The sequence below is a fragment of the Pantoea sp. GCM10028869 genome (genome assembly GCF_042666835.1).
Taxonomy (GTDB): domain Bacteria; phylum Pseudomonadota; class Gammaproteobacteria; order Enterobacterales; family Enterobacteriaceae; genus Pantoea; species Pantoea leporis.
The window spans coordinates 123,737-148,740 of the sequence record NZ_JBHTGO010000008.1; the positions used below are offsets into that span (position 1 = coordinate 123,737).

Genomic DNA, 25,004 nt, shown 5'->3' on the forward strand with positions numbered 1-25,004 from the left:
AATTTTCTTCCAACAGACGGACATAACGGATGACCAGACATTTTGACTACCTCGCCATCGGCGGCGGCAGCGGCGGTATCGCCTCGATTAACCGTGCTGCGATGCATGGCCAGAAGTGCGCGCTGATTGAAGCCAAAGAGCTGGGCGGCACCTGTGTCAACGTCGGCTGCGTACCGAAAAAGGTTATGTGGCATGCGGCGCAAATCGCTGAAGCTATTCATCTTTATGGGCCAGATTATGGCTTTGATACCACGGTAAACCGGTTTGACTGGTCAATTCTGGTGAAAAACCGCAGCGCCTACATCGACCGCATTCACAGCTCGTACGACAACGTGCTAGGTAAAAACAAGGTTGAGGTGATCAAAGGTTTCGCGCGCTTTATCGATGCCAACACCGTGGAAGTGAACGGTGAAACACTCACAGCCGATCATATTCTGATCGCCACCGGCGGGCGTCCAAGCCATCCAAAGGTGCCGGGCGCGGAATACGGTATCGATTCTGACGGTTTCTTCGAACTCGATGTGCTGCCAAAACGCGTGGCGGTCGTGGGCGCGGGTTACATCGCGGTTGAGCTGGCGGGCGTGGTCAATGCGCTGGGCGCGGAAACCCATCTCTTCGTGCGTAAGCATGCGCCACTGCGCAGCTTCGATCCGCTGATCGTCGATACGCTGGTTGAAGTGATGCAGGCCGAAGGCCCAACGCTGCACACCGAATCGATTCCAAAAGCCGTGATTAAAAACGCCGACGGCAGCCTGACGCTGCAGCTGGAAAGCGGCCACGAGCAAACCGTGGATTGCCTGGTGTGGGCGATTGGCCGTGAGCCGGCGACCGACAACCTCAACCTGACAGCAACCGGCGTGGCGCTGAACGACAAAGGTTACATCAACGTCGATAAGTTCCAGAACACCAGCGTGAAAGGCATCTACGCGGTAGGTGACAACACCGGCGCGGTGGAACTGACGCCGGTGGCCGTGGCGGCAGGTCGTCGTCTTTCCGAGCGCCTGTTCAACAACAAACCGGACGAGCATCTGGATTACAGCAACGTGCCGACCGTGGTGTTCAGCCATCCGCCGATTGGCACCGTGGGCCTGACCGAACCGCAGGCGCGCGAACAGTACGGCGACGATCAGGTGAAAGTATATAAATCTTCTTTCACCGCGATGTATACCGCCGTTACCCAGCATCGCCAGCCGTGCCGTATGAAGCTGGTGTGCGTTGGCCCGGAGGAGAAGATTGTCGGCATTCACGGTATCGGTAACGGTATGGATGAGATGCTGCAAGGCTTCGCGGTGGCGCTGAAAATGGGCGCAACCAAGCAAGACTTCGATAACACCGTAGCGATTCACCCAACGGCGGCGGAAGAGTTTGTGACGATGCGTTAATATTTCCCGCCGGAATTGGAAAACCAGCCGTTTAATATGGCTGGTTTTTTTATGGCTGCAATTTATATACCTTTTTCTTCACTACTCAATAATCCACGCACAGGATAAGATTTATTTCTTTGCTGCAGGGTGAGCATTAATGCGCACCGCAAACTTCATGGCATTGCCAGCTTATTTATTTTTACGGGGAGAACGGTGTGAGAAAAGGTCGGAATCGGGCATGAATATTATTGATATCATTATGTCCGCAGGCAAAGCCTCGGTAGACGTGGCGCTCTACACATTGATTCCGATTATGGTGGTGATGTTATTCATCATGAAATATCTGGAGGTCAAAGGCGTACTGGATTTTGTTGTACGTCATGCCACACCGTTATTAAAACCCTTCGGTATTACCGGGCTGGCATTTTTTGCCATGATTCAACTTAATTTCGTCAGCTTCGCGGCCCCGCTGGCGGCGCTGGCCATCATGGAAAAGCGCGGTACGTCCGATCGTCATATGGCGGCCACGCTGGCGATGCTGTTTGCGATGGGCCAGGCCAGCACCTTTTATCCCCTGATTCCGGCGGGATTACACTGGAGCACAGCGCTAATTATTTCGATCTGCGGCGGTGTATTAGCGGCGGCGGCAACCTATCACCTGTTTGGCCGCAAACTTTCCGATGCGGCGCTATTAAATGAAGATGAGGCCGTTACCAATAGCGAAAATAAAATGGGGCTGATTGGCATCATTAATAGCGCCGGATCCGATGCGATTCGTCTGGCGCTGGGTTCGCTGCCGATGCTGATTATTTCATTATCGGTGGTTGGCATGTTGAAAGAAGCGGGCGGGATTGAAATGCTGACGCGTCTGGTGTCGCCACTGCTGGATAAGCTGAATATTTCCGAAGTCTATATTCTGCCGGCGCTGACCAAATGTCTGGCGGGCGGCACCGCCTATTACGGCGTGGTGGCGGGATTGGTGGAGAAAGGATTATACAGCGCGCACAACATCAACGCCTCGGCAGGATTACTGATTCAGACCTTTGACCTGCCCGGCATCGGGATTTACCTTGGCCTGTCGAGCCGATTCCCGCGCCTGTTCCGCTTTGCCGTGCCTGGCATTCTGCTCGGTATTGCGCTGCGTGCGACGGTGCACGCCATTCTATTCTGAAGATGGCTCAAAAGCGTTGATGATGGATAGCCGCCAAACCCTCTGCTTTGTGATTATATAGAACTAAAACACAGCAAAAATCTATATACATTGCAGATATAGAAAAGAATATCTATAATATCTAAATCCAGTGAGGAGTGTTTGTAACAAGTGAGGTAAGGGAATGCCAGAGCTACATTGGCGCAAAGCTGCTCTGAAGCAGATGCGAGCCATTGCAGACGCTAACGAAAGGAAGAAGCTGAATGAGCAAGTGAATGAGTTAAAAAAGTTTCCGCTTGTTCCGCCCAATCTGGATGTTAAGTCTTTGAAAAATGGTCAGGCTGACTATCGGCTTAGATGGGGAAATTATCGTGTTTTGTTCGACTATAACAAAGGCGAGGAACCGAAAATCATCGCTATTCAGCAGGTAATGAGACGTACCAGCGGAACATATAAATAATCAAGGTAGAGATTTGCTGCCTTAATTCACAGATTCTCAACTCGTTTTCAAAAAACTGATAACGCTGAATACTGGAACATACATCCTATGATCGAATTCATCACTGACAGTGCTGGCAACCGCAAAGCGGCAATTGTTCCCATCGAGCTGTTCGAAAAAATGACTCAACATGCTGATTTCACTGAACTATGGGAATCAATCCCTTACGAATCCGGTATTAATGATGACGCCTTGATTCCAGGTGACGTCGTAGACATCGCCATTAATAAGGGTGTCACTCTTCACGCCGCTTGGCGCATCTATCGTAAACTGACCCAAAAGCAGGTTGCTGAAGCGCTTGGCATCACGCAAGCGTCTGTCTCTGCGATGGAAAAAAGCGAAAAACCGCGTGATTTTAATCTCGCCAAGCTCGCTGAGCTTTACGAGTGCATGCCAGAACAACTTACCGATGATTAAACAAAAAGCCGGTCTTCCCGGCTTTTTTGTGCCACGCGTTCTGCATGGCACTCGCGTGATTTTTAAATTATACGATTACACATCCGCGCCGAATGCCACATCCCGTTGCCCGCGCAGCTCCGCCAACCGCCCTTCCAGCGCAGCTTCGATGTTCTGATACGCCGTACTGCCAAGCGCTAAACGCAGCGGCATGCTGGCCTGATCCAGCGTGGCGATCATCGCCGTGACGCATTTCCCGGCATCGCCAGCAATGGTGAAATCGCCTGAAAGAATTGCCTGGCGCAGCTGGCCTGCAGCGTTTTCACGATAAACTTCTAGCGCATCTGCCACGTCCAGCCCGGCGCCAAAATGGGTTGCGGTGGGGCCCGGCTCGACCAGCAGGAAATCGATACCGAAACTGGCGACTTCCTGGCGTACCGCCTCGACAAATCCCTCAATCCCCCATTTCGTGGCGTGATACAGGCTGAAATTGGGATAAGCAACCTGGCCGCCTTCCGAAGAAACCTGTGCGATGCGCCCGCCGCCTTGCTGGCGCAGGAACGGGATCACCGCGCGAATCAGCTGGATTGAGCCGGTAAGATTGGTGGCGATCTGCCGATCAATCTGCGCATCGCTCAACTCTTCAGCTGCGCCGAACAGGCCGTAAGCGGCATTGCTCACCACCACATCAATGCGATCGATGGCGGCAAAGGCGCGTTTAATGGTGGGCGCGATGCTGGCGGTGTGCGCCAGATCGAGCGTAATAACCTGCAGCCGTTCGCCATAGGTTTGCTGCAGATCGGCCATCACCTGTTCACGCCGCACCGTCGCTACTACGCGATCGCCACGCGCCAGTAAACGTTCACTCATCAATCGGCCCAGCCCGCTGCTGGCGCCGGTGATCAACCAGGTTTTCATCTTGTGCTCCTCATATTGAAAACCTGATGGTAGATCGCTTTACTGGTGGAGATAATCCACCTAATCGCGCATGACCCAGTGAGGAAAAGCCACCAATGAGACGTCCTTCCTGGCACGAACTGCAGGCCATCAAAACGCTGGGCGAGCAGCGCAGCTTTCGTCGTGCCGCTGAAATGCTCGGCCTCAAGCGCTCGTCACTCAGCCATCTGGTGAAAACGCTGGAGCACAATCTGGGCGTACAGCTGTTTCAACGCACCACACGTAGCGTGTCGCTCACCGATGCCGGGCAGCAACTGCTGGATCGACTGTCGCCGCTGCTGAACCAGATGGATGATGTGCTGCACGACATCTCCGCCAGCCGCCATCAGCATTACGGCACGCTGCGCATCAGCGCCAGCGATGCCGCGATCGCTTTGCTGCTGGAGCACGTGGTGGCGGACTTTAGCGCGCGCTATCCCGATATCCAGCTCGATTTCGCCGCGCAAGGTGCGTTGGTGGATATCACCGCCGCCGGTTTTGATGCCGGCATTCGGCTGATTGAGGATGTGCCGCAGGATATGGTGGCCGTTCCGCTTGGCGGCCCGCTGACGTTTGTCACCGTCGCCGCGCCCGCTTATCTGGCGAGAAACGCGGCGGTTAATCATCCGCGCGATCTGCTACAGCAACAGTGCATTCGCCAGCGCTTACCGAGCGGAAAACGTTATCAGTGGGAATATGCGCAGGCGGAAGAAAAGCAGGAGATTGACGTGCCAGGCACGCTGACTTTGGACAGCAACGCGCTGATGGCGCAGGCCGCTCTCGCCGGTTTAGGCATTGCTTATGTGCCGTCGCTGTATGTCGAGAAGGAGATGCGCAGCGGCCAGTTGGTGGAGCTGCTGGCCGATTGGCGGGTGCAATCGGCGGGGATTGCGCTGTGGTTCCCGCCCAACCGGCATCAATCCATGGCGCTACGGCTGTTTATCGATGCGCTGAAAGTCGGCCTGCCACGTCATGCGTGAGGCGAGCAGCACGGCTTTTGTCTTAAAACCTTTGGCAATGGCGTTGATCCTTTGATGCCCGGCGGCGTAACCTGTCGCCACAAAACCTAAAAAATACACCATCGCAAAATGATTGTACGTCCTCACCAACACTGGTTTCTCCGGCTGTTTGACTGGCATGGATCGGTGCTCAGCAACATCGTGTTCCGCCTGTCGCTTAACCTGCTGATGTCGCTGATCGCCATCTTTGGCTATCCGTGGTACTCCACTTTCGGCATTCACCTCACCACCGCGCCTTTTAGCCTGGTCGGGGTGTCGATCGCCATCTTCCTCGGCTTTCGCAATAACGCCAGCTATGCGCGCTTTCTTGAAGCCCGCACCTTGTGGGGCAGCCTGCATATCACCCAGCGCTCGCTGCTGCGGCAGATCAAAAGCATGCGTGGCGTGAGCGAAGAACAGGTGCGGGAATTTACCGGCTTGCTGCTGGCGTTCTGCTGGTGCCTGAAACATCGCCTGCGTAAAACCGATGTGCAGGCCGATTTAAAGCGTTTGCTGCCGGCTAACTGGCGCAGCGCGGTGTTGCATCATCCGATGCCGACGTCGCAGATTTTAGTGTGTTTGAGTGAATGGCTGGCGCTACGCCGCGATGAAGGGTTGGTGTCGGATATTGTCTGGCAAAGCATTGATGAGAATCTGAATCAGCTATCAGCGATTCTGGGCGGTTGCGATCGCATTGCCAGCACACCGATTCCGTTCGCCTACAGCCTGATTCTGCATCGCACCGTTTATCTGTTCTGCACGCTGCTGCCGTTTGCGCTGGTAGCGGATTTGCACCTGATGACGCCGCTGGTGTCGATGTTTATCTCCTACACCTTTTTATCGCTGGAAGCGCTGGCGGAGGAGCTGGAACATCCGTTTGGCACCGCACCGAATCATCTGCCGCTCGATGCGCTGTGCGTCACTATCGAACGCAATTTGAAAGCGATGAATGGCGATATGCCGCTACCGGAACCACTGCAGCCGGATGCGCATTTCAATTTGACGTAATCAGCTCTGATTATCCAACCAACGCACATACGCCTGATCCCACAATGCGGCAGGCGTGCCCGCTTTGCCGAGACCAAAACCGTGACCGCCGCTGCTGAGCTCAATCAGCTCAACCGGCACGCGCATGCGGCGGCAGGTATCGCGCATCAGTTCAGTATTATGAGGATTGGAGGTGCGATCGTCCTCGGCCTGCGCGAGGAACGTCGGGGGATAGTGACGTGTGACGTAATTTTGCACTGACCAGTTGGCTTCCTGGCTTGGCGTGGCGTTTTTCCCCACCATCATCAGATGCGTGTTGGTGTGCTGATATGGCGCTTCAAGGGTGATCACCGGATAAATCAGGCCAACGCTATCCACCTTCGGCCTGATCTGGTCAAGCGGATCCTGCGCCGGATAGGATTCGAAATCCGGACGCGCCGCCGCCATGCCAAGTAGATGGCCACCGGCAGAAAAGCCCAGCACATGCACTTTGCGCTCCATCGAACGCACCAGACGAATGGCGCGCTGCGCATCCTGCAGCGGTGCCAGATTGCCCGCCTGCCACTTCTCACCCGGCAAACGGTAGCTGAGCACATACACGGTATAACCGTTGGCATTAAGCCAGCGCGCTACCGGCCAGGCTTCGCGGCCCATGCCGATAAAACGATAGCCGCCGCCCGCCGCCACAATCACCGCTTCGCCGTTGGGATTTTCCGGGCGGAAACGCTGAATCGCGGGTGAAACGATATTGGTCCAGGAGCCGTGCGAATTCACTTTAAGCAAGCCGGAAGGACCGCCGCCGCCCGGCGGATCGTCGGGCCACAACGGAATGACGTCATCGCGGGCAAACAGCTTGCCCGTGGTCATCGAGAGAACGGTTGCTCCAGTAGCCAACAAAAAGTGACGACGTGTAATCATCTTGCCCAGTGCCAGTATGCAAAAAATGCCAGCTTCAACAGCTGAATCTCATTATGTGACGCGCGTCTGATTTCGACGTTGGCGATTATGTACGTAAATCGTACAAAAAAGCCATAAAAAAACGCGCCTAAAAAGGCGCGAGCTTTTTCGAATACCCTAAATAATTCGAGCTGCAGGAAGGCGGCAAGGGTGTTAATCCCCAGGAGCTTACAAAAGTAAGTGACTGGGGTGAACACACGCAGCCAACGCACCTGCAGCTTGAAGTATGACGGGTATTAGTCCTGTTGCTGGAACTGGGTCATTACCGTTTGTTCGCACTGCTGCTGATCTTTACGCAGTTTACCGCGCTCATCTTCGCCCAACTCCAGCCACGCGCTAATCACTTCCTGCGCGATTTCTTCATTAAATTCAGGCTGCTGCATGGCCGATGAAGACTGGCTGGCCGCGAGTTGCGACTTCAGCTTCTCGGTGTAACCATCCAAATCACTGGTCTTCTTTTCACTGCTCACCAGATGACACAGCTGGCTGGCATAAACATTCTCTTCCTGATTATTGTCACCGTCGGCAGCCAACGCACCGGCCGACAGCGACAGCCCAACGAGGGCGAGTAATAACGCTTTCATAATAGGCTCCAATAATTTCCAATAAATCATTTTTCGTTCTGTTCGGCGCGGGCGGCCTGACGGGCAGCACGCCAGTTTAACAATGGCGTGACCGTGATGCCGTGCAACACAATGCTGCACACCACTAACGTCAGCGCCATGTCCACCATCTGTTCCGCCTGCGGTCCACGCATGCCGTGCACCCATGCATAGGCAATATAATTGATACTGCCGATGCCGCGAATACCCAACCAGCCAATTAGCAAACGTCGCATCAGCGGAATATCGCAGCGCCATGTGGTGATCCACACCGCCAGCGGGCGCACCACCACAAACAGCAGCAGCGCCAGGCCAATGCCGGTGAGATTCCAGTGCTGCGCCAGCGTAATACCGAGCACCACCATCATGCCCGCCGCCAGCAAACGCTCGATAGTATCACCGAAGGAGAGCGCATCGCCTATCACCAAACCCACCGATTTCACCATGCCGCTGCTGCCCTGCGCCATCCGCTGACCGGTATTCACGCGCGCTTCAGCCGGTAAGAAACGCTCCTCTTCAGACATCTCATCTTGCGGATAGTGCTTCACCACGCGCAATTCCGCGCGACGTAAACCAACGCCGGCCGCAAAGGTGGCGAGGAAGCCGGAGGCATCCACCGACTGCGCGGCGGCATAGCTGAGCGCAATCAGCGCCAGTGCGAACAGATCGTTGGGTGCCAGATCCTGATTGGCGGTACGTAAATGCGTCGCCAGCTGGCCGATCAGCCAGCCCAGCGCAAAGCCGATTCCCAGCCCGCCGCCAATCGCCCACAGCGCATCTTTGGCGAACCATTCGCCCAGCGCAGCGGTGCTGAGCTCGCCCGGCTGCAACAGTAAAATTGCCAGCATCAGCAGCGGCAGCGCCGAGCCGTCGTTCATGCCCGCTTCGCTGGAGAGCGCCACGCGCAGGGCATCGTCATCCCGCGCATCGTTCACTGAAATCAGGCTGGCGAGCACCGGATCGGTTGGCGCGACAATGGCACCAAACGCCAGCGACATCGCCCAGTCAAAGCCGGTAATCCAGTGCACCAGCACCGTCATGCCGCCGACGGTGAGTAGCATCGCCGGAAACGCCAGCCTGACGCCAAGCCGCCACGCATGCGCGTTGAGCGGTAAGCGCAGTTTCAGCCCGGTGATAAACAGCGAGGCTGCCATCGCGATTTCAGTAAGATGCGCGGCGAGGTTGGCGTGACCGATGATGTCGACTTGCAGCAGATTGAGCATCCACGGGCCACACAGAATGCCCGCGAACAGGTAGAGACCAAATGAGGTCACTGGCCCGCGGTGTATCCAACCGGAAGCCAGTGACATAAGAAGTAAAAGACCGCCGGTGGCGGCGGTCCAGGCCAGGAAATTCATAACGCTCCGTTTTTAAATAACATTCTCCTTTAAGCCTGGCACATGTTAGGCGATCAGTTTTTCAGATGACGGCTTGCGAGGCGAATCATCAGGGCAAGCGCAGCGGCCAATGTTGAGAGTGCGACCACGCCGGTCCAACCCCAATGTGCCAGCGCCAGGCTACCCAGCGCCGCGCCGGTCGCCATGCCAATGAAAACAACGGTAAACATCAAGGCGTTAAGGCGGCTGCGTGCTTCTGGCGCCAGGCTGTAAACCAGCGTCTGATGCGCCACCAGCGTGGCCTGCACCCCCAAATCAAAACCGATGGTGCTGATGATAATCAGACCAAGCTGAGCCGGCATCGGCAGCAGCGGCAGCAGGAACATCAGCGCGAACGACACCATCACCAGCGTGGCACCGTACTGCGTAACACGCGCCGGACCGATGCGATCCGCCACACTGCCCGCTAACGGCGCGGCTAGAGCGCCTGCCGCACCCGCAAGGCCGAATGCGCCAGCGACCGCGCTATCCAGATGGAAGTTTTGACTCAGCATCAACGCCAGCGTTGACCAGAAGGCGCTAAAGCCCACCGACAACAAACCTTGTGCCAGCGCGGCGCGGCGCAGCGTTTGATGGTGCTGCCACAGATGCGCCAGCGACAGCAGCAAACGCGGATAGCTCACCGACGTGCCCGGCGTAAAGCGAGGCAGCACGCGCCACAGCGCCACGCTAATCAGCAACACCGCCGCCGCCGCAATCATGTACATGGTGCGCCAGCCGAAATACTCCGCCACCACGCCGCTTACCACGCGTGACAGCAAAATCCCCACCAGCAATCCCGTCATTACCGTGCCGACGATTTTGCCGCGGCTGCGCTCCGGCGCTAACGCCGCTGAAGCGGGCACGATGTCCTGCGCCACGGTGGCGGTTAAACCGGTGACGAAGCTGGCGATCAGCAAGGCGTTCAATCCGCCCGAGAAGCCACACAGCAGCAGCGCGGCAACCAGCAGCAAACCTTTAATCAGGATAATGGTACGGCGATCGTGGCGGTCGCCGAGCGGGGCCAGCAGCAAAATGCCCAGCGCGTAACCGGCTTGCGTCAGCATCGGCACCATGCCGACGCTGCCAATCCCAACGTTGAACTGTTTGCTGATGATATCCAGCATCGGCTGGCTGTAGTAAATCGATGCGACGCTGAGTCCGGCACCGGCCGCGAGCGTAAAGACCAGCGGCGCGGGCAGTTTTTCAGCTGGCATGGCTGACGTTGATATAGCTGACATAGTGGATTCCCCCGTGAAAGTGCGCTTATTAAAGCGCGTTGCCGCCATACGCGGTAGACTGCTCAAACACAGAACTGTTATGCGCGGTGCGTATGAACAACCCATCCAGCCTTGATCGTATCGAACTGATGCAGACCTTTATCCGCATCGTCGAGAGCGGCTCGCTCTCCGCCGCCGCCGCCCAGCTCGGCACCACGCAGCCCACCATCAGCCGAAGGCTGCAGGCGCTTGAGCAGCGGCTCGGTCTCAAACTGATTATGCGCACCACGCATGCGCTGAAACTCACCGACGATGGCGAACGCTGTTATGCGCAGGCGCGTCAGCTGGTCGCGACCTGGCACGCGCTGGAGGATGATCTCACCGGCGCCAGCGACGACCCGATTGGCACGCTGCGCGTGCGGGCGCCGCATGCGTTTGGTCAGGATCAGCTAATTGAACCGCTGATTGATTATCTGCATCGCTATCCGCGCTTAAACGTGGAGTGGACGCTGAATGACCGCACGCCAGACTTCATCAGCGAAAACATCGACTGCGCCATTCAGGTCGGTGCGCCCAGCGATGCGTCCATCGTGGCGGTGCTGCTGGCGGAAGTGCCGCGCTTTGTGGTGGCGGCACCGTCGCTGCTGGCCGCGCACCCGCCGATTGAGGACGTCTCGCAGCTCACCAACCTGCCCTGGCTGGCGCTGACCAGTTTTTATCGCAACGAAATCGCCCTGCAGCGTATTAACGATGGCAAGCCGGTGAACCTGGCGATTGCCCCGCGCCTCGCCAGCGACAGTTTATACGCGGTGCGCAAAGCCGCCGTTGCCGGGATGGGCGCGGCGGTGGTGTCATCGTGGGTGGTGCAGGAGGATTTAGCGAAAGGGGATTTGATTCAGCTGTTGCCGGAGTGGCAAGCGCCGCCGCTGCCGGTGTGGCTAACTTATCCGTGGGCCAGCTACTATCCGGCGCGGTTACAGAAGTTTTTCGCCATGATTCGGGACGTGATGCCGAAGTTAGCCGGGACGCAGCCAGCGACGCGGTAGCGGTTTTCCCTCACCCTAACCCTCTCCCAACGGGAGAGGGAACCGATGGTAGCGCGGTCAGCCTCCTCGCCCGCTTGTGTCGATGGTAGCACCCTCAGCCCCCTCGCCCGCTTGCGGGAGAGGGCTGGGGTGAGGGACAGCGCGCACAAACTACATCTTCACCGCTTTCTTATCCCCCTTCGACATATTGTCCAGCCAGCCCATCACAAAGGCCGACAGCACAAACGTCAGGTGGATAATCACGTACCACATCAGCTTGTCGTTTTCGATGTTGCGCGCGTCCATAAAGATACGCAGCAGGTGAATCGACGAAATCGCCACAATCGAGGCCGCGACTTTGTTTTTCAACGAGCCGGAGTCCATTTTACCGAGCCAGCTCAGCTTCTCTCTGTGCTCATCAATATCCAGCTTGGAGACAAAGTTCTCGTAACCCGAAAGCATCACCATCACCAGCAAACCGCCGACCAGCGTCATATCCACCAGCGACAGCAGCAGCAGAATCAAATCGTTCTCCGCAATGCTGAAGACGTGCGGCAACAGGTGAAAAATTTCCTGGAAGAATTTGATGGTCAGCGCCAGCAGGCCCAACGAAAGTCCCATGTAAACCGGAGCCAGCAGCCAGCGCGATGAATACATCAGGTTTTCGATAAAACGTTCCATAAGTTCCCATTAATCAACAGACAAGTGGGCGAGTATAACCGAACTTATGTGAAGTTATTTCAGCCCTTCTTCAGAAATTTCAGGCGCGGCGGGCAGCGGCAATGACAAACGGAACACCGCGCCGCCTTCCGGCCGATTCTCCGCCCAGATGCGCCCGCGATGGGATTCGATAATGGTTTTACCGATCGCCAAACCCAAGCCGACGCCCGGCACCGCCGACTCTTTATCACCGCGCACAAATTTGTCAAAAATACGCGTGAGGTTCTCCGCCGCGATGCCGGGACCGCTGTCCCACACCGCAATCTCCAGCCGATCGCGATCGCGCCACGCCCGAATACCGTGCTGCGCCGCGTTGCCTGCGTATTTCAGGCTGTTTTCGATCAGATTGGTAAACACGCGCTCCAGCATGGCGCTGTCGCCTTTGATCAGCACCATCTCGGGTAAATCGAGGATAAATTCATGGCCCTTCAGCGACGGGCCCATGCTGCTCAGCGCGCCGCCAATCACCTCATCCAGCGCCACCCACTCTTCGCGCAGATTGAGTCCACCGGATTGTATGCGCGCCATATCCAGCATGTTACTCACCAGCCGGATAGTACTCAGCGTCTGTTCACGAATCTGATTGGCCTGGTCGACATACTTCGACTCTTCGCTGGCGAGATCGAGCATCAGCATCTCCGCCTGACCAAACAGCACCGTCAGCGGCGTGCGCAGATCGTGCGACAGCGCTGACAGCAGCGCATTGCGCAGCTGCTCGCGCTCGGCGGCCAGCCGCGACGCCGCCTCACTGTGCGACAGCGCCATGCGTTCCAGCGCGTTAGCAATCAACACGGTGAAGGTTTCCAGTAAACGCTGCTGCTCGGGGATCATCAGCTGACGCAGGTTTTCCGGTTCCACCACCAGCAAGCCGCGACAGTGATTACCACTTTTCAGCGGCAGAATCTGGTACGGCACCGCCGGCAAGGTATCGGTGCCCGCGCCCGCCGGTTGGCCTTTGCTGTAACTCCATTTGGCGATGGCCAGATCCGGCGGCGTACCGATCGCGGTATCGCCCACGGTTTGCAGCTCGCCCTGCTCATCCGGCAGCAGCAGTAAACTGCGCGCCTGCAGGGTGACATCGATGATGCGCTGGCTGGTGGTGGCGATATCCTGCGGCGTCAAATCGCTGCCGAGCGCTTTCGCCATCTCATACAGATGCCGCGCGCGCTGTTCACGGTAGCGCGCCACTTTGGCCTGATAGCGCACGCCCGCTGTCAGATTCCCAACAATCACGCCCACCGCCAGCATCACCGCGAAGGTCACCAGATACTGCAAATCCGACACCGCCACGGTGCCGGTAGGCGCGACAAAGAACAGGTCGAAAGCGATGATGTTGATCACCGTGGCGAACACCGATGGCCAGCGGCCATAGCGCAGCGCCACCAGCACCACCGCCAGCAGATAAATCATCACGCTGTTGGCGGGATCAAACGCCACCAGCAGCCAGCGGCCGACGCCGGTGACCAAAATACACAGCAGCAGCGCCATCACACAGCCGCGCAGATAGAGCCGCCATTTTTCGTTGCTGGCGCGCTGGCCGCTGAGCGGATGCGGCGCATCGCGCACCGGTTCATCCAGCGCCACCACCAGCAAATCGAGATCCGGGCCGAGTTCGCCGAGGCGCTGGGCAAAGCTGTCGCGCCGCCAGCGCCGTTGTGGCTGACGGCCGGTCACGATTTTACCGAGATTGTGCTCGCGCGCGTAACGCAGCACCGCGCGCGCTTCATCGGGATCGGAGAGCGTGGCGGTTTCAGCGCCAAGTTCCTGCGCCAGTTGCAGCGTGCGTAAAATGGCGCGACGGCGCGCTTCCGGCAGCCGATTGAGGCGCGGCGTTTCCACATACACCGCGTGCCATTCGCTGCCGAGCCGTGCCGCTAAACGCGCGGCGGTGCGCACCAGCTTTTCGCTGCCGGTATCGTCGCCGATGCACAGCAGAATGGCATCACGCGTGTGCCACACTTTGTCGCGGCCTTGCCGATCGCGCCAGGCACGCATCTGGTCATCCACGCGATCGGCGGTACGACGCAACGCAAGCTCACGCAGCGCGAACAGATTGCCTTTACGGAAGAAGTTTTCGATGGCGCGTTCGGCGCGGTCGCCGACGTAGACTTTGCCCTCTTTCAGCCGCTGACGCAGATCGTCCGGCGGCAGATCCACCAGCACCACTTCGTCGGCGCTATCAAAGAAGGGATCGGGCACGGTTTCACGCACCTGAATGCCGGTGACGCCGCCGACCACATCATTCAGGCTTTCCAGATGCTGGACGTTAACGGTGGTGATGACGTCAATGCCCGCTTCGAGCAGCTCTTCAATGTCCTGCCAGCGCTTGGGATGACGCGAACCCTGCACGTTGGTGTGCGCCAGTTCATCCATCAGGATCACCGCCGGATGGCGCGCCAGCGCGGTATCGAGATCGAATTCGGCATGGCGCGAACGGCCGGTGGTACGCCGTGGCAACAGCGCCAGCCCGTTGAGCAGCGCGGCGGTCTCTGCACGATCGTGGGTTTCTACCACGCCGGCTAACACGTCGAGACCTTGCGCCCGCAGGCGCTGCGCCTCCTGCAGCATGGCGAACGTTTTGCCCACGCCCGCACAGGCGCCAAAGTAGATTTTCAGCTTACCGCGATGGCTGTCGCTGTGGTTCAGCAGCAGCGCATCGGGATCGGGGCGGGCAATTTCGTCGTTCATCGATCGTCCATCGTAAAAACAGCGTGATAAATCGCGTCGCTACGATTGCGTGCATATACCGTAGCGGCGCAATGCATTGCGCGAGGTGTTTATCCTTGTAAATCATCCAGCGCCAGATTCAGACGCAGCACGTTTACCGTCTCTTCGCCAACAAACGGCAGCAGCGGGCGCTCGGTGTGGCGCACAATCAGCGCCTCGACATCTTTCAGCGCCATCTTGCGCGCGGCGGCGATGCGCGGTGCCTGCCACAACGCGGCTTCTGGCGAAATATCCGGATCTAATCCGCTCGCCGATGCGGTGACCAACTCCACCGGCACCGCTTTGGGCGCTTGCGGATTCGCCGCACGCAGCACGGCGACGCGTTCCGCTACCGCTTTATCCAGCGCCGGATTGCTGCCTGCCAGATTGCTGCCGCTGGAGGCCAACGCATTATAAGGCGCATCGCCGGTAGCGGAAGGTCGACCCCAAAAGTGGCCCGGCTGATTAAACATTTGACCAATCTGCTCGGAACCGCGTACCGCGCCATCCTGCTCAATCAGCGAACCGTTGGCCTGCGATGGGAACCACCACTGCGCCAGACCGGTGGTCAGCAGCGGATAGACCGCGCCGGTGAGCAGCGTAAGCACCAGTAACAATACAATAGCCGGACGTAACTGACTCATTTCTCTTCTCCTTAAGCCAGACCAAGCAGCGTTAGCAGCAGGTCGATGGCTTTAATACCTATAAACGGCACCACTAATCCGCCCGCACCGTAAATCCACAGGTTGCGACGCAGCAGCGCCGCCGCGCTCAGCGGACGATAACTCACGCCTTTCAGCGCCAGCGGGATCAGGAACACAATCACCAGCGCGTTAAAAATTACCGCCGACAGAATCGCCGAGTTCGGCGAATGCAGCCCCATCACGTTGAGCATGTTGAGCTGCGGATAGGTGGCGGCAAACGCGGCCGGAATAATGGCGAAATACTTCGCCACGTCGTTGGCGATACTGAAGGTAGTGAGCGAGCCGCGCGTCATCAGCATCTGTTTACCGATGTGCACCACTTCCAGCAGCTTAGTCGGATTCGAGTCGAGATCGACCATGTTGCCGGCCTCTTTCGCCGCCTGGGTTCCCGAGTTCATCGCCACCGCCACGTCGGCCTGCGCCAGCGCCGGTGCGTCATTGGTGCCGTCGCCGGTCATCGCCACTAAGCGCCCTTCGGCCTGATACTGACGAATCAGCGCCAGCTTGGCTTCCGGCGTCGCTTCAGACAGGAAGTCATCGACACCCGCTTCCGCCGCAATCGCCGCCGCGGTTAATGGGTTATCGCCGGTGATCATCACCGTTTTGATGCCCATCTTGCGCAGCTCGGCAAAGCGCTCTTTGATACCGCCTTTGACGATATCTTTCAGCGCCACCACGCCCAGCACCTGCGCGCCTTCGGCCACCACCAGCGGCGTGCCGCCAGCGCGCGCCACTTCTTCGACGGCGGCATTCACTTCTAACGGGAAGCGGCCATGATTGGCTTCAATGTGGCGACGAACCGCATCGACCGCGCCTTTGCGGATCAGACGATCCTGCACGTTCACGCCGCTCATGCGCGTTTGCGCCGAGAAGGGAATGAAGCTCGCCCCCATGCTGCTCAAGTCACGCTCACGCAGGTTAAATTTCTGCTTCGCCAACACCACGATGCTGCGCCCTTCCGGCGTTTCATCGGCCAGCGATGCCAGCTGCGCCGCATCGGCCAGCTGCTGTTCGCTGACGCCCGGCGCGGGCAGAAACTGCGTCGCCTGACGGTTGCCAAGCGTGATGGTGCCGGTTTTATCCAGCATCAGCACATCGACGTCGCCCGCCGCTTCCACCGCACGGCCGCTGGTGGCGATGACGTTCGCGCCCAGCATGCGGCTCATGCCCGCCACACCGATGGCCGACAGCAGGCCGCCGATGGTGGTCGGGATCAAACACACCAGCAGCGCCACCAGCACCGTGATGCTGACCGGCGTGCCGCCATACGCTGAGAACGGCCACAGCGTGGCGGTCGCCAGCAGGAACACAATTGTCAGCGACACCAGCAGAATGGTCAGCGCCACTTCGTTCGGCGTTTTACGGCGTTTCGCGCCTTCCACCATCGCAATCATGCGGTCAAGGAAGGTTTCGCCCGGATTGACGCTGCACTGAATCACCAGCCAGTCGGAAAGAATGCGCGTACCGCCGGTCACCGAGGAGAAATCCCCGCCCGATTCACGGATCACCGGCGCGGATTCACCGGTGATGGCGCTCTCATCCACCGATGCGCCGCCCTCCAGCACCTCGCCGTCGCACGGAATGATGTCACCGGCTTCCACCAGCACCACATCGCCTTTGCGCAGCGTATCGGCCGCCACGTTGTGCCAGGCTGCGCCGTAGCGCGCTTCGGCCAGTTTTTTCGCATCGCTGGTTTTACTGATGCCTTTCAGACTGTTGGCCTGCGCCTTGCTGCGCCCTTCCGCCAGCGCTTCAGCGAAGTTGGCGAACAGCACGGTGAACCACAACCAGATGGCGACGCCGGCGGTAAAGCCCGCGTTACCGCTGAGCGCGCCGCTGGCCATGCCCACCGCCAATACCGAGGTCAGCACGCTGCCGATCCACACTAAAAACATCACCGGGTTGCGGAACTGCACGCGTGGATCGAGTTTTTTCAGCGCATCCAGCATGGCAACGCGGGTTAGCGCCGCATCAAACAGCGCCAGTTGTTGACGACTCATGATTCCGTTATCCCTGAATTAATTGCAGATGTTCCGCGACCGGGCCCAATGCCAGCGCGGGGATGAACGTCAATGCGCCCACCAGCAAGACGGTGCCAATCAGCAGCGCGATAAACAGCGGGCCGTGCGTTGGCAGCGTGCCGTTGCCGACTGGCTGAATTTTCTTCGCCGCCAGCGAACCGGCAATCGCCAGCACCGGAATGATGATGCCGAAGCGGCCCACCAACATGCAGAAGCCCAGCAGCAGGTTCCAGAACGGCGTGTTAGCGCTCAGTCCGGCGAAGGCGCTGCCGTTGTTATTGGATGCCGAGGAAACCGCGTACAGCACTTCGCTGAAGCCATGAATACCAGGATTGGCCATACCGGCGCGACCGGCGTCGGTCATCATCGCCAGCGCGGTACCGAGCAGCACCAGCGTTGGCGTCACCAGAATCGCCAGCGCGGTCATCTTCATCTCCCACACGTCGATTTTTTTGCCCATGTATTCTGGGGTGCGACCGATCATCAACCCGGCGATAAACACGCCGAGCAGCACGAACAGCAGCATGCCGTACAGGCCAGCACCGACGCCGCCGAACACCACTTCACCCAGCTGCATCAACCACATCGGCACCATGCCGCCGAGCGCAGTGAAGGAGTCATGCATGGCGTTGACCGCACCGCACGACGCCGCCGTGGTGATCACCGCAAATAAGCTGGAGTTGAGAATGCCGAAGCGCGTCTCCTTGCCTTCCATATTGATGGCGCTGTCCGCGCCGAGCGCGAGGAAGTGCGGATTACCGCGCAGTTCGGCCCACATCACGGTGATCACCGCCAGCACGAACATGATGGTCATCGCCCACAGCAGCATGTGACCCTGACGACGATCGCCCAGATGCTGACCAAAGGTGAAACAGAGCGCTGCCGGGATCAGGAAGATGCTCAGCATCTGCACGAAGTTGGTCAGCGCCGTTGGGTTTTCGAACGGATGTGCCGAGTTGACGTTGAAGAAACCGCCGCCGTTGGTGCCGAGCATTTTGATCGCTTCCTGCGACGCCACCGGACCGAGCGGCAGCGTCTGCTGCGCGCCTTCCAGCGTGGTGAGCGCATGGTAAGGTTCGAAGGTTTGAATGCTACCCTGGCTGATAAAGAACAGCGCGATAACCAGGCTGATCGGCAGCAGCACGTAAACAGTAATGCGCGTCAGGTCACGCCATGCGTTGCCGAGCGTATCCAGCGAACGGTTGGCAAAACCACGAATCAGCGCAAACGCCACGGCGATACCGGTCGCCGCCGACAGGAAGTTCTGCACCGTGAGGCCCGCCATCTGACTGAAATAGCTCAGCGTGCTTTCCCCGGCGTAGGATTGCCAGTTGGTGTTGGTGACGAAGCTGATAGCGGTATTGAGCGCCAGATCCCAGCTGAGATTAGGCAGATGCTGCGGGTTCAGCGGCAGCGCAGCCTGCGTCATCAACATCAGCAGCAGCAAGGCAAAACCCAGCGCGTTAAACAGCAGAATCGCCAGCAGATAGTGCGGCCAGCGCATGGCATCGCCGTCGGCACCGGCCAGTCGCCACAGCGCGCGTTCGGTGCGCGGCAGCAGCGGCTTGTCAGCGACAAACAGGGCGAGATAACGTCCCAGCGGTTGTGCCAGCACCATCAGTACCAGCAGAAACACCGCAATTAGCATAAATGCATTCGCCGCCATCAGAATGCCTCCGCATTAAGCAGGGCATAAATCAGGTAGCCCAGAAGAACAAACACCAGCACGATGCCGGCTATCACGCCCACGCTCACAGCAACCTCCAGAGGATTTTGGTAATGCTGCAAGCATGCGCGGCGCGGCATAAAGAAGAGGTAAAAAGGCGGGAAGCGGGCGTAAATAAAGTATAAAAATGGTGAAGAATTAAGCGCTTTCTAACGCCCAGATGCGGTTCAGATCGATGTTCTGCCATAAGCCGCTGTCTTCCGCGCCGGTGATGCTGTCGGTGCAGAAGCTGTCGCCAAGATCGAGCGCTTCCGGTTTCACTTCGCGCTGCGCGTGCAGCGACCAGAACACATGTACTTTGGGCTTGAGCAGCGATTTTTCGCCAGCCTGTACCACCAGCGCCACGCGCCCGGAAGCCAGTCGCACCAGCGATCCCACCGGATAAATTCCGATGGTGCGTACGAAGGCGTGCAACAGCGTGTTGTCGAAGTGTCCACGCCAGCTCAACATGTTGTGCATCGCTTCGGCAGGCGTCCAGCCTTTGCGATAAGGGCGATTCGAGGTAACGGCATCATAGACGTCGCACACCGATGCCATGCGCGCATACAGTGAGATTTCGTCGCCTTTCAGTCCGTGCGGATAACCGTTGCCGTCATACTTTTCATGGTGATGCAGGGCGATATCCAGCAGATCTTCACCGGCATTGGCGTCCATTAACATCTGCGCGCCCACGATCGGATGCTGACGCATCACGGTGAACTCTTCATCGCTGAGCTTGCCGGGTTTGTTGAGAATCTCCAGCGGCACTGCGGCTTTACCCACATCATGCAGCAAACCGCCCATACCAACGCGCCGCAGCTGATGCTCATCGAGGCCCATTTTTTTGCCGAGCGAGATCATCAAACCGCACACCGCCATTGAGTGCAGATAGGTGTAATCGTCGTGATTCTTCAGGCGCGCCACGCTCAGCAGCGCCGTGGGTTCGCGGGTGATCGAACCGGCAATTTGATCAACCAGATCAAGGGTGTAATCGAGGTCGAGGCCTTGTCCCATGCGCGCCTCGTTAAACATCGCCAGCACCTGCGGTTTCCCCTGATTGAAGATGCTTTGCGCCTGATCCATCTCCTGGAAAAACGGGGTTTGAGGAATCTCTTTTTTCGGCGCAGGCGTGACGGGTGCCTTTACCGATTTGTCGAGATCGATCCATAACTGCAGGATCCCCTCATTGCGGATCATCGCGATCTGGCGTTTATCAGTGATCAGCATTTGGTTGCGAATGCGCTTATCTTTGACCCACCAAACCTCCAGTTTGTGGATAAACATTCCCTGCCGCAGTTCGTCAACATTAATCAGCTTTATCACGATATCGCTCCTTAATATCAGTGGGTGGTAAGGAGGTATCGGCAGCTGAGCAAAAAATCTTCAGAGTGGATTTGTGCGATCGGTGAGGTTTGCGCGCGAGGTACGTATAAATGCGAATTTTACGACGTTGGATCGCCATTTATGGCGACCATGATTTTAGGCTACAACCGCTGAACGCTGCGCCAGAAAGGCACTTAACGGCGTTACCCTGCTCAACTCTTCCTGTGTTCTGGCATCGTTTTCCACTTCCCATAGATCCAAATGGCGCTGCAGATTCAGCCAAAAATCGACTGAAGTATCGAAAACAGCTGCCAGCCTATAGGCCATTTCGGTGGTCAGTTTACGGTTGTTATTCACCAATGCACTGACTGTATTGCGGTGCACGTTCAACATCTCTGCCAGGTCATTCACTTTGAGGTTAAGCGGCTCGAGGAACTCGTACTGCAGAACATCGCCAACGCTGGTCGGTTTACGCATCGCCTGTTTCATTGTTGCTTCTCTTTAACGGTTAGCAGTTGGCCACAAGTGGCTGCTAGCGGTGTTTACGATAAGTGTGTGGATCGAGATAGAGATCTCTTGCCGTGCCATTAACCCATTGAAAAATTAGTCGATACTGCTCATTTATCCGTATTGAATAATATCCCAATAGCGGAGGTCTTAAGGCCTCAAAGCGATTACCCGGTGGTGAACGCAAATCATGATGCGATGTTGCGGCATGGATGATGTCGAGCTTGCGCGCCAATGCGGACTCAATCATGGCCGGGATATGCTTATGCGGTGTTGCATAAACAAAAAATAATCGCAGCCAATCGTCCCTGAAACTGTGAATTGAACCCTTCATCTACTACCACACCTGATGTAAACATGGTGGGCAACTTATTGCACTGACGCACTGTGCTCAAGTGCATTTTTTAACATCATAACGAATTTCAGATCGGGATTCCAAAAATTTATGAGCCGATGATTAAACCGCTTTAATACCGCGCGCTTTCTCCTGCTTTTCATAAGAAGCTGCGGAATTCTGCTCCTCACCAATACGTTCAATCGGTCCCATCACCAGCAGGAACAGCAGTGCAGCAACCACGCAGTGCGCGCCGACAAACACCAGCCCGATGCTGTAGCTGCCGGTCAAGCCGACGATGATGCCGAACAGCAGCGGCGTGATAAAACCCGCCATATTGCCGATGCCGTTAAAAATCGCGCCCGCCAGGCCAACCGCTTCTTTCGGTGCGGTATCGCTGACAATCGTCCAGGTTCCGGCGCCCGCCGCCACGCCTTTACCAAAGAAGGCGAACGACATCATGGCGATAATGCCGACGTTGCTGGGGATCACCGCCGCCAGAACCAGCGATGCCGCCATCAGCATGCCGACGATATACGGCGTTTTACGCGCCCAGGATAAACTCCAGCCGTTCGCCAGCAACTTATCAGAGATATAGCCGCCGCTGATGCCGCCGAGGAAACCAAATAACGCTGGTGCGATGGTGGCAAAACCGGCATCAAGAATATTCATGCCGCGCGCCTGCACCAGATAGATCGGGAACCAGGTAATGAAGAAGTAGCTCAACGCGATGATGCAGTATTGGCCGATATAGGCGCACCACAGCATGCGGTTGCTGAGCAGCTTCCTGAACATCGCTTTGCTCAACGGCGGACGCGCTTTTAGCGTTTGTGCCGAATCGATATCAACCAGCGCACCGCCCTGCTCAATGTAGCGCAATTCATTTTCCGAGACCTGCGGATGATGGCGCGGGCTGCGCATTAAGCCCATCCAGACAAACACTGCCAGCACGCCAATGCCGCCCAGCACAAAGAACGGCCATTCCCAGCCGAAGCGCGACACCAGCCAGCCGGAAAGCGGCGAAAAGATGGCGACGGCAAAATATTGCGCCGAGGCAAAGAGTGAAGAAGCACGGCCGCGTTCAGCGCTGGGGAACCACATGATCACTGCGCGCGCATTGGCGGGAAAACTCGGTGCTTCAATCAGGCCCAGCGCGAAACGCAGCGCAAACATCAGCGTGAGCGCCATGGTCATGCCGCTGGAGAACTCGCCGACAAAGCCCATCAGCAACGTGGAGATCGACCACAGCGCCAGCGTCACGCCATACACTTTTTTGGTGCCAAAGCGATCGAGAAACAGGCCGCCGGGGATCTGGCCGATCACATAGGCCCAGCTAAATGCCGAGAGGATCAGACCAAGCTGGATCGCCGAAAGTCCAAACTCATCTTTGATCGCCGATCCTGAGATCGACAGGATCGAGCGGTCGGCATACGCCACCACGGAAAGAAACAGGATCAGGCAAAGGATCCCAACGCGTACGTGGCTGTTCTGTGGACGATGATTGGCTTTTAGCATGGGCTGAATTCCTCAAATGAACGTGCCGGAATACCGCTTTATTTCCCTGTTGAGCAACTATAGGAAGCGGTTTCAGGCGTGGTCATTGGGCGAATGGCGGAATCGACAGTGCTAATTAGCGCCAGAATTGGCAGCCAGCACAAAGCAAGGTGCGGCGCTGCACAGAACCTCAAAAATCAGCAGGCTGTTGCACCGCAATGTGCGCCAACTCTAAGAAAATCCTTCGCAGTGCAACTATGAGCGCGCAAAGTAAGACGCACCCGAGAGCAAAGTGTGCGCTTAGCTGCAAAATCCAACCTTGCCGATTGTCAGCCGCGTGGCGGGCTCGTAGGCTGAAAATGATTTCATTGAGCCATTTTTAATATCGATGAAACATTCATTCTAATAACCAGCTTACTCTGGAGTCTGCGATGAAAATCCTCAAGGCGATTGTGTTGCTCGGCCTGCTCTCAACGTCAGCCTCGGCGCTGGCGGAAAAAATTGGCGTGTCGATGGCCTACTTCGATCAAAACTTCCTCACCATTATTCGCCAGTCGATTGATAAAGAAGCCAAAGCGCGTGGGCTTGATATTCAGTTTGAAGATGCACGCGGCGATGTGGGACGTCAGACCGATCAGGTGCAGAGTTTTATCGGTGCGGGCGTGGATGCCATCATCGTCGATCCGGTCGATTCCGCCAGCACGCCGCAGCTCACCAGGCTGGCGCAACAGGCAAAAATTCCGCTGGTGTACGTCAACCGCACGCCGGGCGATAAATCGCTGCCGGCCGGCGTGGTGTTTGTCGGCTCCGACGAGCGTGAATCCGGCACCTTGCAGATGGAAGCGCTGGCGAAAATGGCTAACTACAAAGGCAATGTGGCGATCATGATCGGTAACCTGACCGACGCCGGTGCGCTGCAACGCACCAAAGACGTTGAGCAAGTGGTGGCGAAATATCCCGGCATGAAAGTGGTGCAGAAACAGCCCGCCAACTACGCGCGCAATGAAGGCATGGATTTGATGAATAACTGGCTGGGCAACGATGAAGCGATTGATATCGTTGCTGCGAACAACGATGAGATGGCGATTGGCGCGGCGATGGCGCTGGCTAAAAGCAATAAAAAGGTGCTGATTGGCGGTATTGATGCCACGCCAGACGGCCTGAAAGCGCTGTCGCAGGACAAAATTCAGGTCACGGTTTTCCAGGATGCGGTCGGCCAGGGCAAAACGTCGGTGGATGTGGCGCAGAAGCTGATCAAAGGCGAGAAAGTGGATTCACACGTGTGGATCCCGTTCGAGCTGGTGACCAAAGAGAATATGCAGAAGTACGTTGAGAAGAGTCAGTAAAAGGTCAAACGCGAGCGATGAATCGCACCGCTACGAATGCGTGCACAATTCCGTAGCGGCGCAATTTATTGCGCAAAACCCATCAGTTTTTTAGTTTAGCCATCTGCACGATATCGTGATATTCGCCGTCGCGCAGGCAGGCTTTGCGCTTCACGCCCTCGCGCTCGAAGCCCAGCTTTTGATACAGGCGCAGCGCGCGTTCGTTATCGTGGAACACTTCCAGCTCAATACGCATGATGCCGAGCCAGTTGAAGGCGTAATCCATCGCGTTGCGGATCAGCTTTTCACCAATGCCGCGCCCGCCAAACGCCGGATCGACGCTGATACCAAAACTGATGCTGTGGCGCGTACGCGGACGCTGTTCGACAAACAGCGTGAGCTCACCGACCATCGCACCCTCAATCTCCGCAACAAAGCCGATGTATCCCAGCTCATCCATCTTTTCGAATTTTTTCTGCCAGGTCGCTATGCTCGGACACGGCAACTGCGTGGTCCAGCGATAGACTTCAGGATGGCTGTAAAGGCGTTGGTAGGCGGCGGCATCGCCCGGCTCACGACCGCGAATGTGTAAATCCATGTCGGTAATCCCTTTTCACATGCACTAAGCTGTTAACTCTCACCATTTCGGGAAGAG

24 protein-coding genes are annotated in these 25,004 nt (G+C 57.2%); 8 read left to right on the top strand and 16 right to left on the bottom strand.

Features of this window, described 5'->3' with window-relative positions; translation table 11 throughout:
• The first annotated feature begins 29 nt into the window (after positions 1-29).
• The 4 genes from gorA to ACFQW4_RS19440 all read left to right on the top strand — a co-directional run bounded on the left by gorA (position 30) and on the right by ACFQW4_RS19440 (position 3,430).
• Positions 30-1,382 carry a glutathione-disulfide reductase gene (gorA, locus tag ACFQW4_RS19425; protein ID WP_377726794.1) on the top strand — a complete coding sequence of 451 codons (1,353 nt, stop codon included), beginning with the start codon at positions 30-32 and terminating at the stop codon, positions 1,380-1,382.
• Positions 1,383-1,602: 220 nt separating this feature from the next.
• Positions 1,603-2,535 carry a nucleoside recognition domain-containing protein gene (locus ACFQW4_RS19430; RefSeq protein WP_101762731.1) on the top strand — a complete coding sequence of 311 codons (933 nt, stop codon included), beginning with the start codon at positions 1,603-1,605 and terminating at the stop codon, positions 2,533-2,535.
• Between the two features lie 163 nt (positions 2,536-2,698).
• Complete coding sequence (locus tag ACFQW4_RS19435; protein WP_101762732.1) at positions 2,699-2,974, top strand: type II toxin-antitoxin system RelE/ParE family toxin; 276 nt, start codon at positions 2,699-2,701, stop codon at positions 2,972-2,974.
• 87 nt (positions 2,975-3,061) lie between these two features.
• Entirely contained in the window at positions 3,062-3,430 is a 369-nt protein-coding gene (locus ACFQW4_RS19440) for a helix-turn-helix domain-containing protein (RefSeq protein ID WP_110867668.1), read from the top strand.
• Between the two features lie 75 nt (positions 3,431-3,505).
• Here ACFQW4_RS19440 and ACFQW4_RS19445 read toward each other — a convergent pair whose 3' ends face one another.
• On the bottom strand, positions 3,506-4,327 hold the full coding sequence (locus tag ACFQW4_RS19445; protein WP_217549863.1) for an SDR family oxidoreductase: 822 nt from the start codon (positions 4,325-4,327) through the stop codon (positions 3,506-3,508).
• A gap of 95 nt (positions 4,328-4,422) precedes the next feature.
• Here ACFQW4_RS19445 and ACFQW4_RS19450 point away from each other — a divergent pair, with 95 nt between their 5' ends.
• The gene (locus ACFQW4_RS19450; protein ID WP_101762735.1) at positions 4,423-5,325 is read left to right on the top strand and encodes a LysR family transcriptional regulator; all 903 of its coding nucleotides are present in this window, start codon (positions 4,423-4,425) and stop codon (positions 5,323-5,325) included.
• 108 nt (positions 5,326-5,433) lie between these two features.
• On the top strand, positions 5,434-6,351 hold the full coding sequence (locus ACFQW4_RS19455; RefSeq protein ID WP_192414752.1) for a bestrophin family protein: 918 nt from the start codon (positions 5,434-5,436) through the stop codon (positions 6,349-6,351).
• On the opposite strand, the gene ACFQW4_RS19460 is transcribed toward ACFQW4_RS19455, so the two are convergent.
• The 4 genes from ACFQW4_RS19460 to ACFQW4_RS19475 form a co-directional block, all read right to left on the bottom strand.
• Complete coding sequence (locus ACFQW4_RS19460; RefSeq protein ID WP_101762736.1) at positions 6,352-7,248, bottom strand: alpha/beta hydrolase; 897 nt, start codon at positions 7,246-7,248, stop codon at positions 6,352-6,354. It abuts the gene before it with no gap.
• Positions 7,249-7,523: 275 nt separating this feature from the next.
• On the bottom strand, positions 7,524-7,871 hold the full coding sequence (locus ACFQW4_RS19465; RefSeq protein ID WP_101762791.1) for a hypothetical protein: 348 nt from the start codon (positions 7,869-7,871) through the stop codon (positions 7,524-7,526).
• A gap of 26 nt (positions 7,872-7,897) precedes the next feature.
• Complete coding sequence (locus ACFQW4_RS19470; protein ID WP_192236938.1) at positions 7,898-9,247, bottom strand: sodium:proton antiporter; 1,350 nt, start codon at positions 9,245-9,247, stop codon at positions 7,898-7,900.
• A gap of 53 nt (positions 9,248-9,300) precedes the next feature.
• Positions 9,301-10,506 carry an MFS transporter gene (locus tag ACFQW4_RS19475; protein ID WP_110867673.1) on the bottom strand — a complete coding sequence of 402 codons (1,206 nt, stop codon included), beginning with the start codon at positions 10,504-10,506 and terminating at the stop codon, positions 9,301-9,303.
• A 92-nt stretch (positions 10,507-10,598) separates the two neighbouring features.
• On the opposite strand from ACFQW4_RS19475, the gene ACFQW4_RS19480 reads away from it, so the two are divergent.
• Positions 10,599-11,531 (top strand): LysR family transcriptional regulator, encoded by a 933-nt coding sequence (locus tag ACFQW4_RS19480; RefSeq protein ID WP_192236937.1) that lies wholly within the window; start codon positions 10,599-10,601, stop codon positions 11,529-11,531.
• Between the two features lie 150 nt (positions 11,532-11,681).
• On the opposite strand, the gene ACFQW4_RS19485 is transcribed toward ACFQW4_RS19480, so the two are convergent.
• From ACFQW4_RS19485 to ACFQW4_RS19530, 10 genes are all read right to left on the bottom strand, one after another.
• Complete coding sequence (locus ACFQW4_RS19485; protein WP_101762740.1) at positions 11,682-12,191, bottom strand: TIGR00645 family protein; 510 nt, start codon at positions 12,189-12,191, stop codon at positions 11,682-11,684.
• A gap of 54 nt (positions 12,192-12,245) precedes the next feature.
• Positions 12,246-14,918 carry a two-component system sensor histidine kinase KdpD gene (gene kdpD / locus ACFQW4_RS19490; RefSeq protein WP_377726807.1) on the bottom strand — a complete coding sequence of 891 codons (2,673 nt, stop codon included), beginning with the start codon at positions 14,916-14,918 and terminating at the stop codon, positions 12,246-12,248.
• 89 nt (positions 14,919-15,007) lie between these two features.
• On the bottom strand, positions 15,008-15,580 hold the full coding sequence (gene kdpC / locus ACFQW4_RS19495) for a potassium-transporting ATPase subunit KdpC (protein ID WP_271461166.1): 573 nt from the start codon (positions 15,578-15,580) through the stop codon (positions 15,008-15,010).
• An 11-nt stretch (positions 15,581-15,591) separates the two neighbouring features.
• Positions 15,592-17,640, bottom strand: coding sequence for a potassium-transporting ATPase subunit KdpB (gene kdpB, locus ACFQW4_RS19500; protein WP_137386708.1), 2,049 nt, complete (start codon positions 17,638-17,640; stop codon positions 15,592-15,594).
• A 7-nt stretch (positions 17,641-17,647) separates the two neighbouring features.
• On the bottom strand, positions 17,648-19,327 hold the full coding sequence (gene kdpA, locus ACFQW4_RS19505; RefSeq protein WP_061723482.1) for a potassium-transporting ATPase subunit KdpA: 1,680 nt from the start codon (positions 19,325-19,327) through the stop codon (positions 17,648-17,650).
• Positions 19,327-19,416: a K(+)-transporting ATPase subunit F gene (gene kdpF, locus ACFQW4_RS19510; RefSeq protein ID WP_081113208.1), complete on the bottom strand. Its 90-nt coding sequence runs from the start codon at positions 19,414-19,416 to the stop codon at positions 19,327-19,329. The genes kdpA and kdpF overlap by 1 nt, the downstream gene beginning before the upstream one ends.
• A gap of 109 nt (positions 19,417-19,525) precedes the next feature.
• Positions 19,526-20,689, bottom strand: a complete 1,164-nt coding sequence (locus ACFQW4_RS19515; RefSeq protein ID WP_377726812.1) for an HD-GYP domain-containing protein — start codon at positions 20,687-20,689, stop codon at positions 19,526-19,528.
• A 156-nt stretch (positions 20,690-20,845) separates the two neighbouring features.
• Positions 20,846-21,178, bottom strand: coding sequence for a HigA family addiction module antitoxin (locus tag ACFQW4_RS19520; RefSeq protein WP_101762746.1), 333 nt, complete (start codon positions 21,176-21,178; stop codon positions 20,846-20,848).
• A gap of 43 nt (positions 21,179-21,221) precedes the next feature.
• Positions 21,222-21,530, bottom strand: a complete 309-nt coding sequence (locus ACFQW4_RS19525; RefSeq protein WP_101762747.1) for a type II toxin-antitoxin system RelE/ParE family toxin — start codon at positions 21,528-21,530, stop codon at positions 21,222-21,224.
• A gap of 123 nt (positions 21,531-21,653) precedes the next feature.
• Complete coding sequence (locus tag ACFQW4_RS19530) at positions 21,654-23,045, bottom strand: MFS transporter (protein WP_377726816.1); 1,392 nt, start codon at positions 23,043-23,045, stop codon at positions 21,654-21,656.
• 410 nt (positions 23,046-23,455) lie between these two features.
• On the opposite strand from ACFQW4_RS19530, the gene ACFQW4_RS19535 reads away from it, so the two are divergent.
• Entirely contained in the window at positions 23,456-24,370 is a 915-nt protein-coding gene (locus ACFQW4_RS19535; protein ID WP_377726819.1) for a sugar ABC transporter substrate-binding protein, read from the top strand.
• Positions 24,371-24,452: 82 nt separating this feature from the next.
• Here the strand turns inward: ACFQW4_RS19535 and ACFQW4_RS19540 are convergent, their stop codons facing one another.
• Positions 24,453-24,947, bottom strand: coding sequence for a GNAT family N-acetyltransferase (locus ACFQW4_RS19540; protein ID WP_336769084.1), 495 nt, complete (start codon positions 24,945-24,947; stop codon positions 24,453-24,455).
• Between the last annotated feature and the right edge of the window lie 57 nt (positions 24,948-25,004).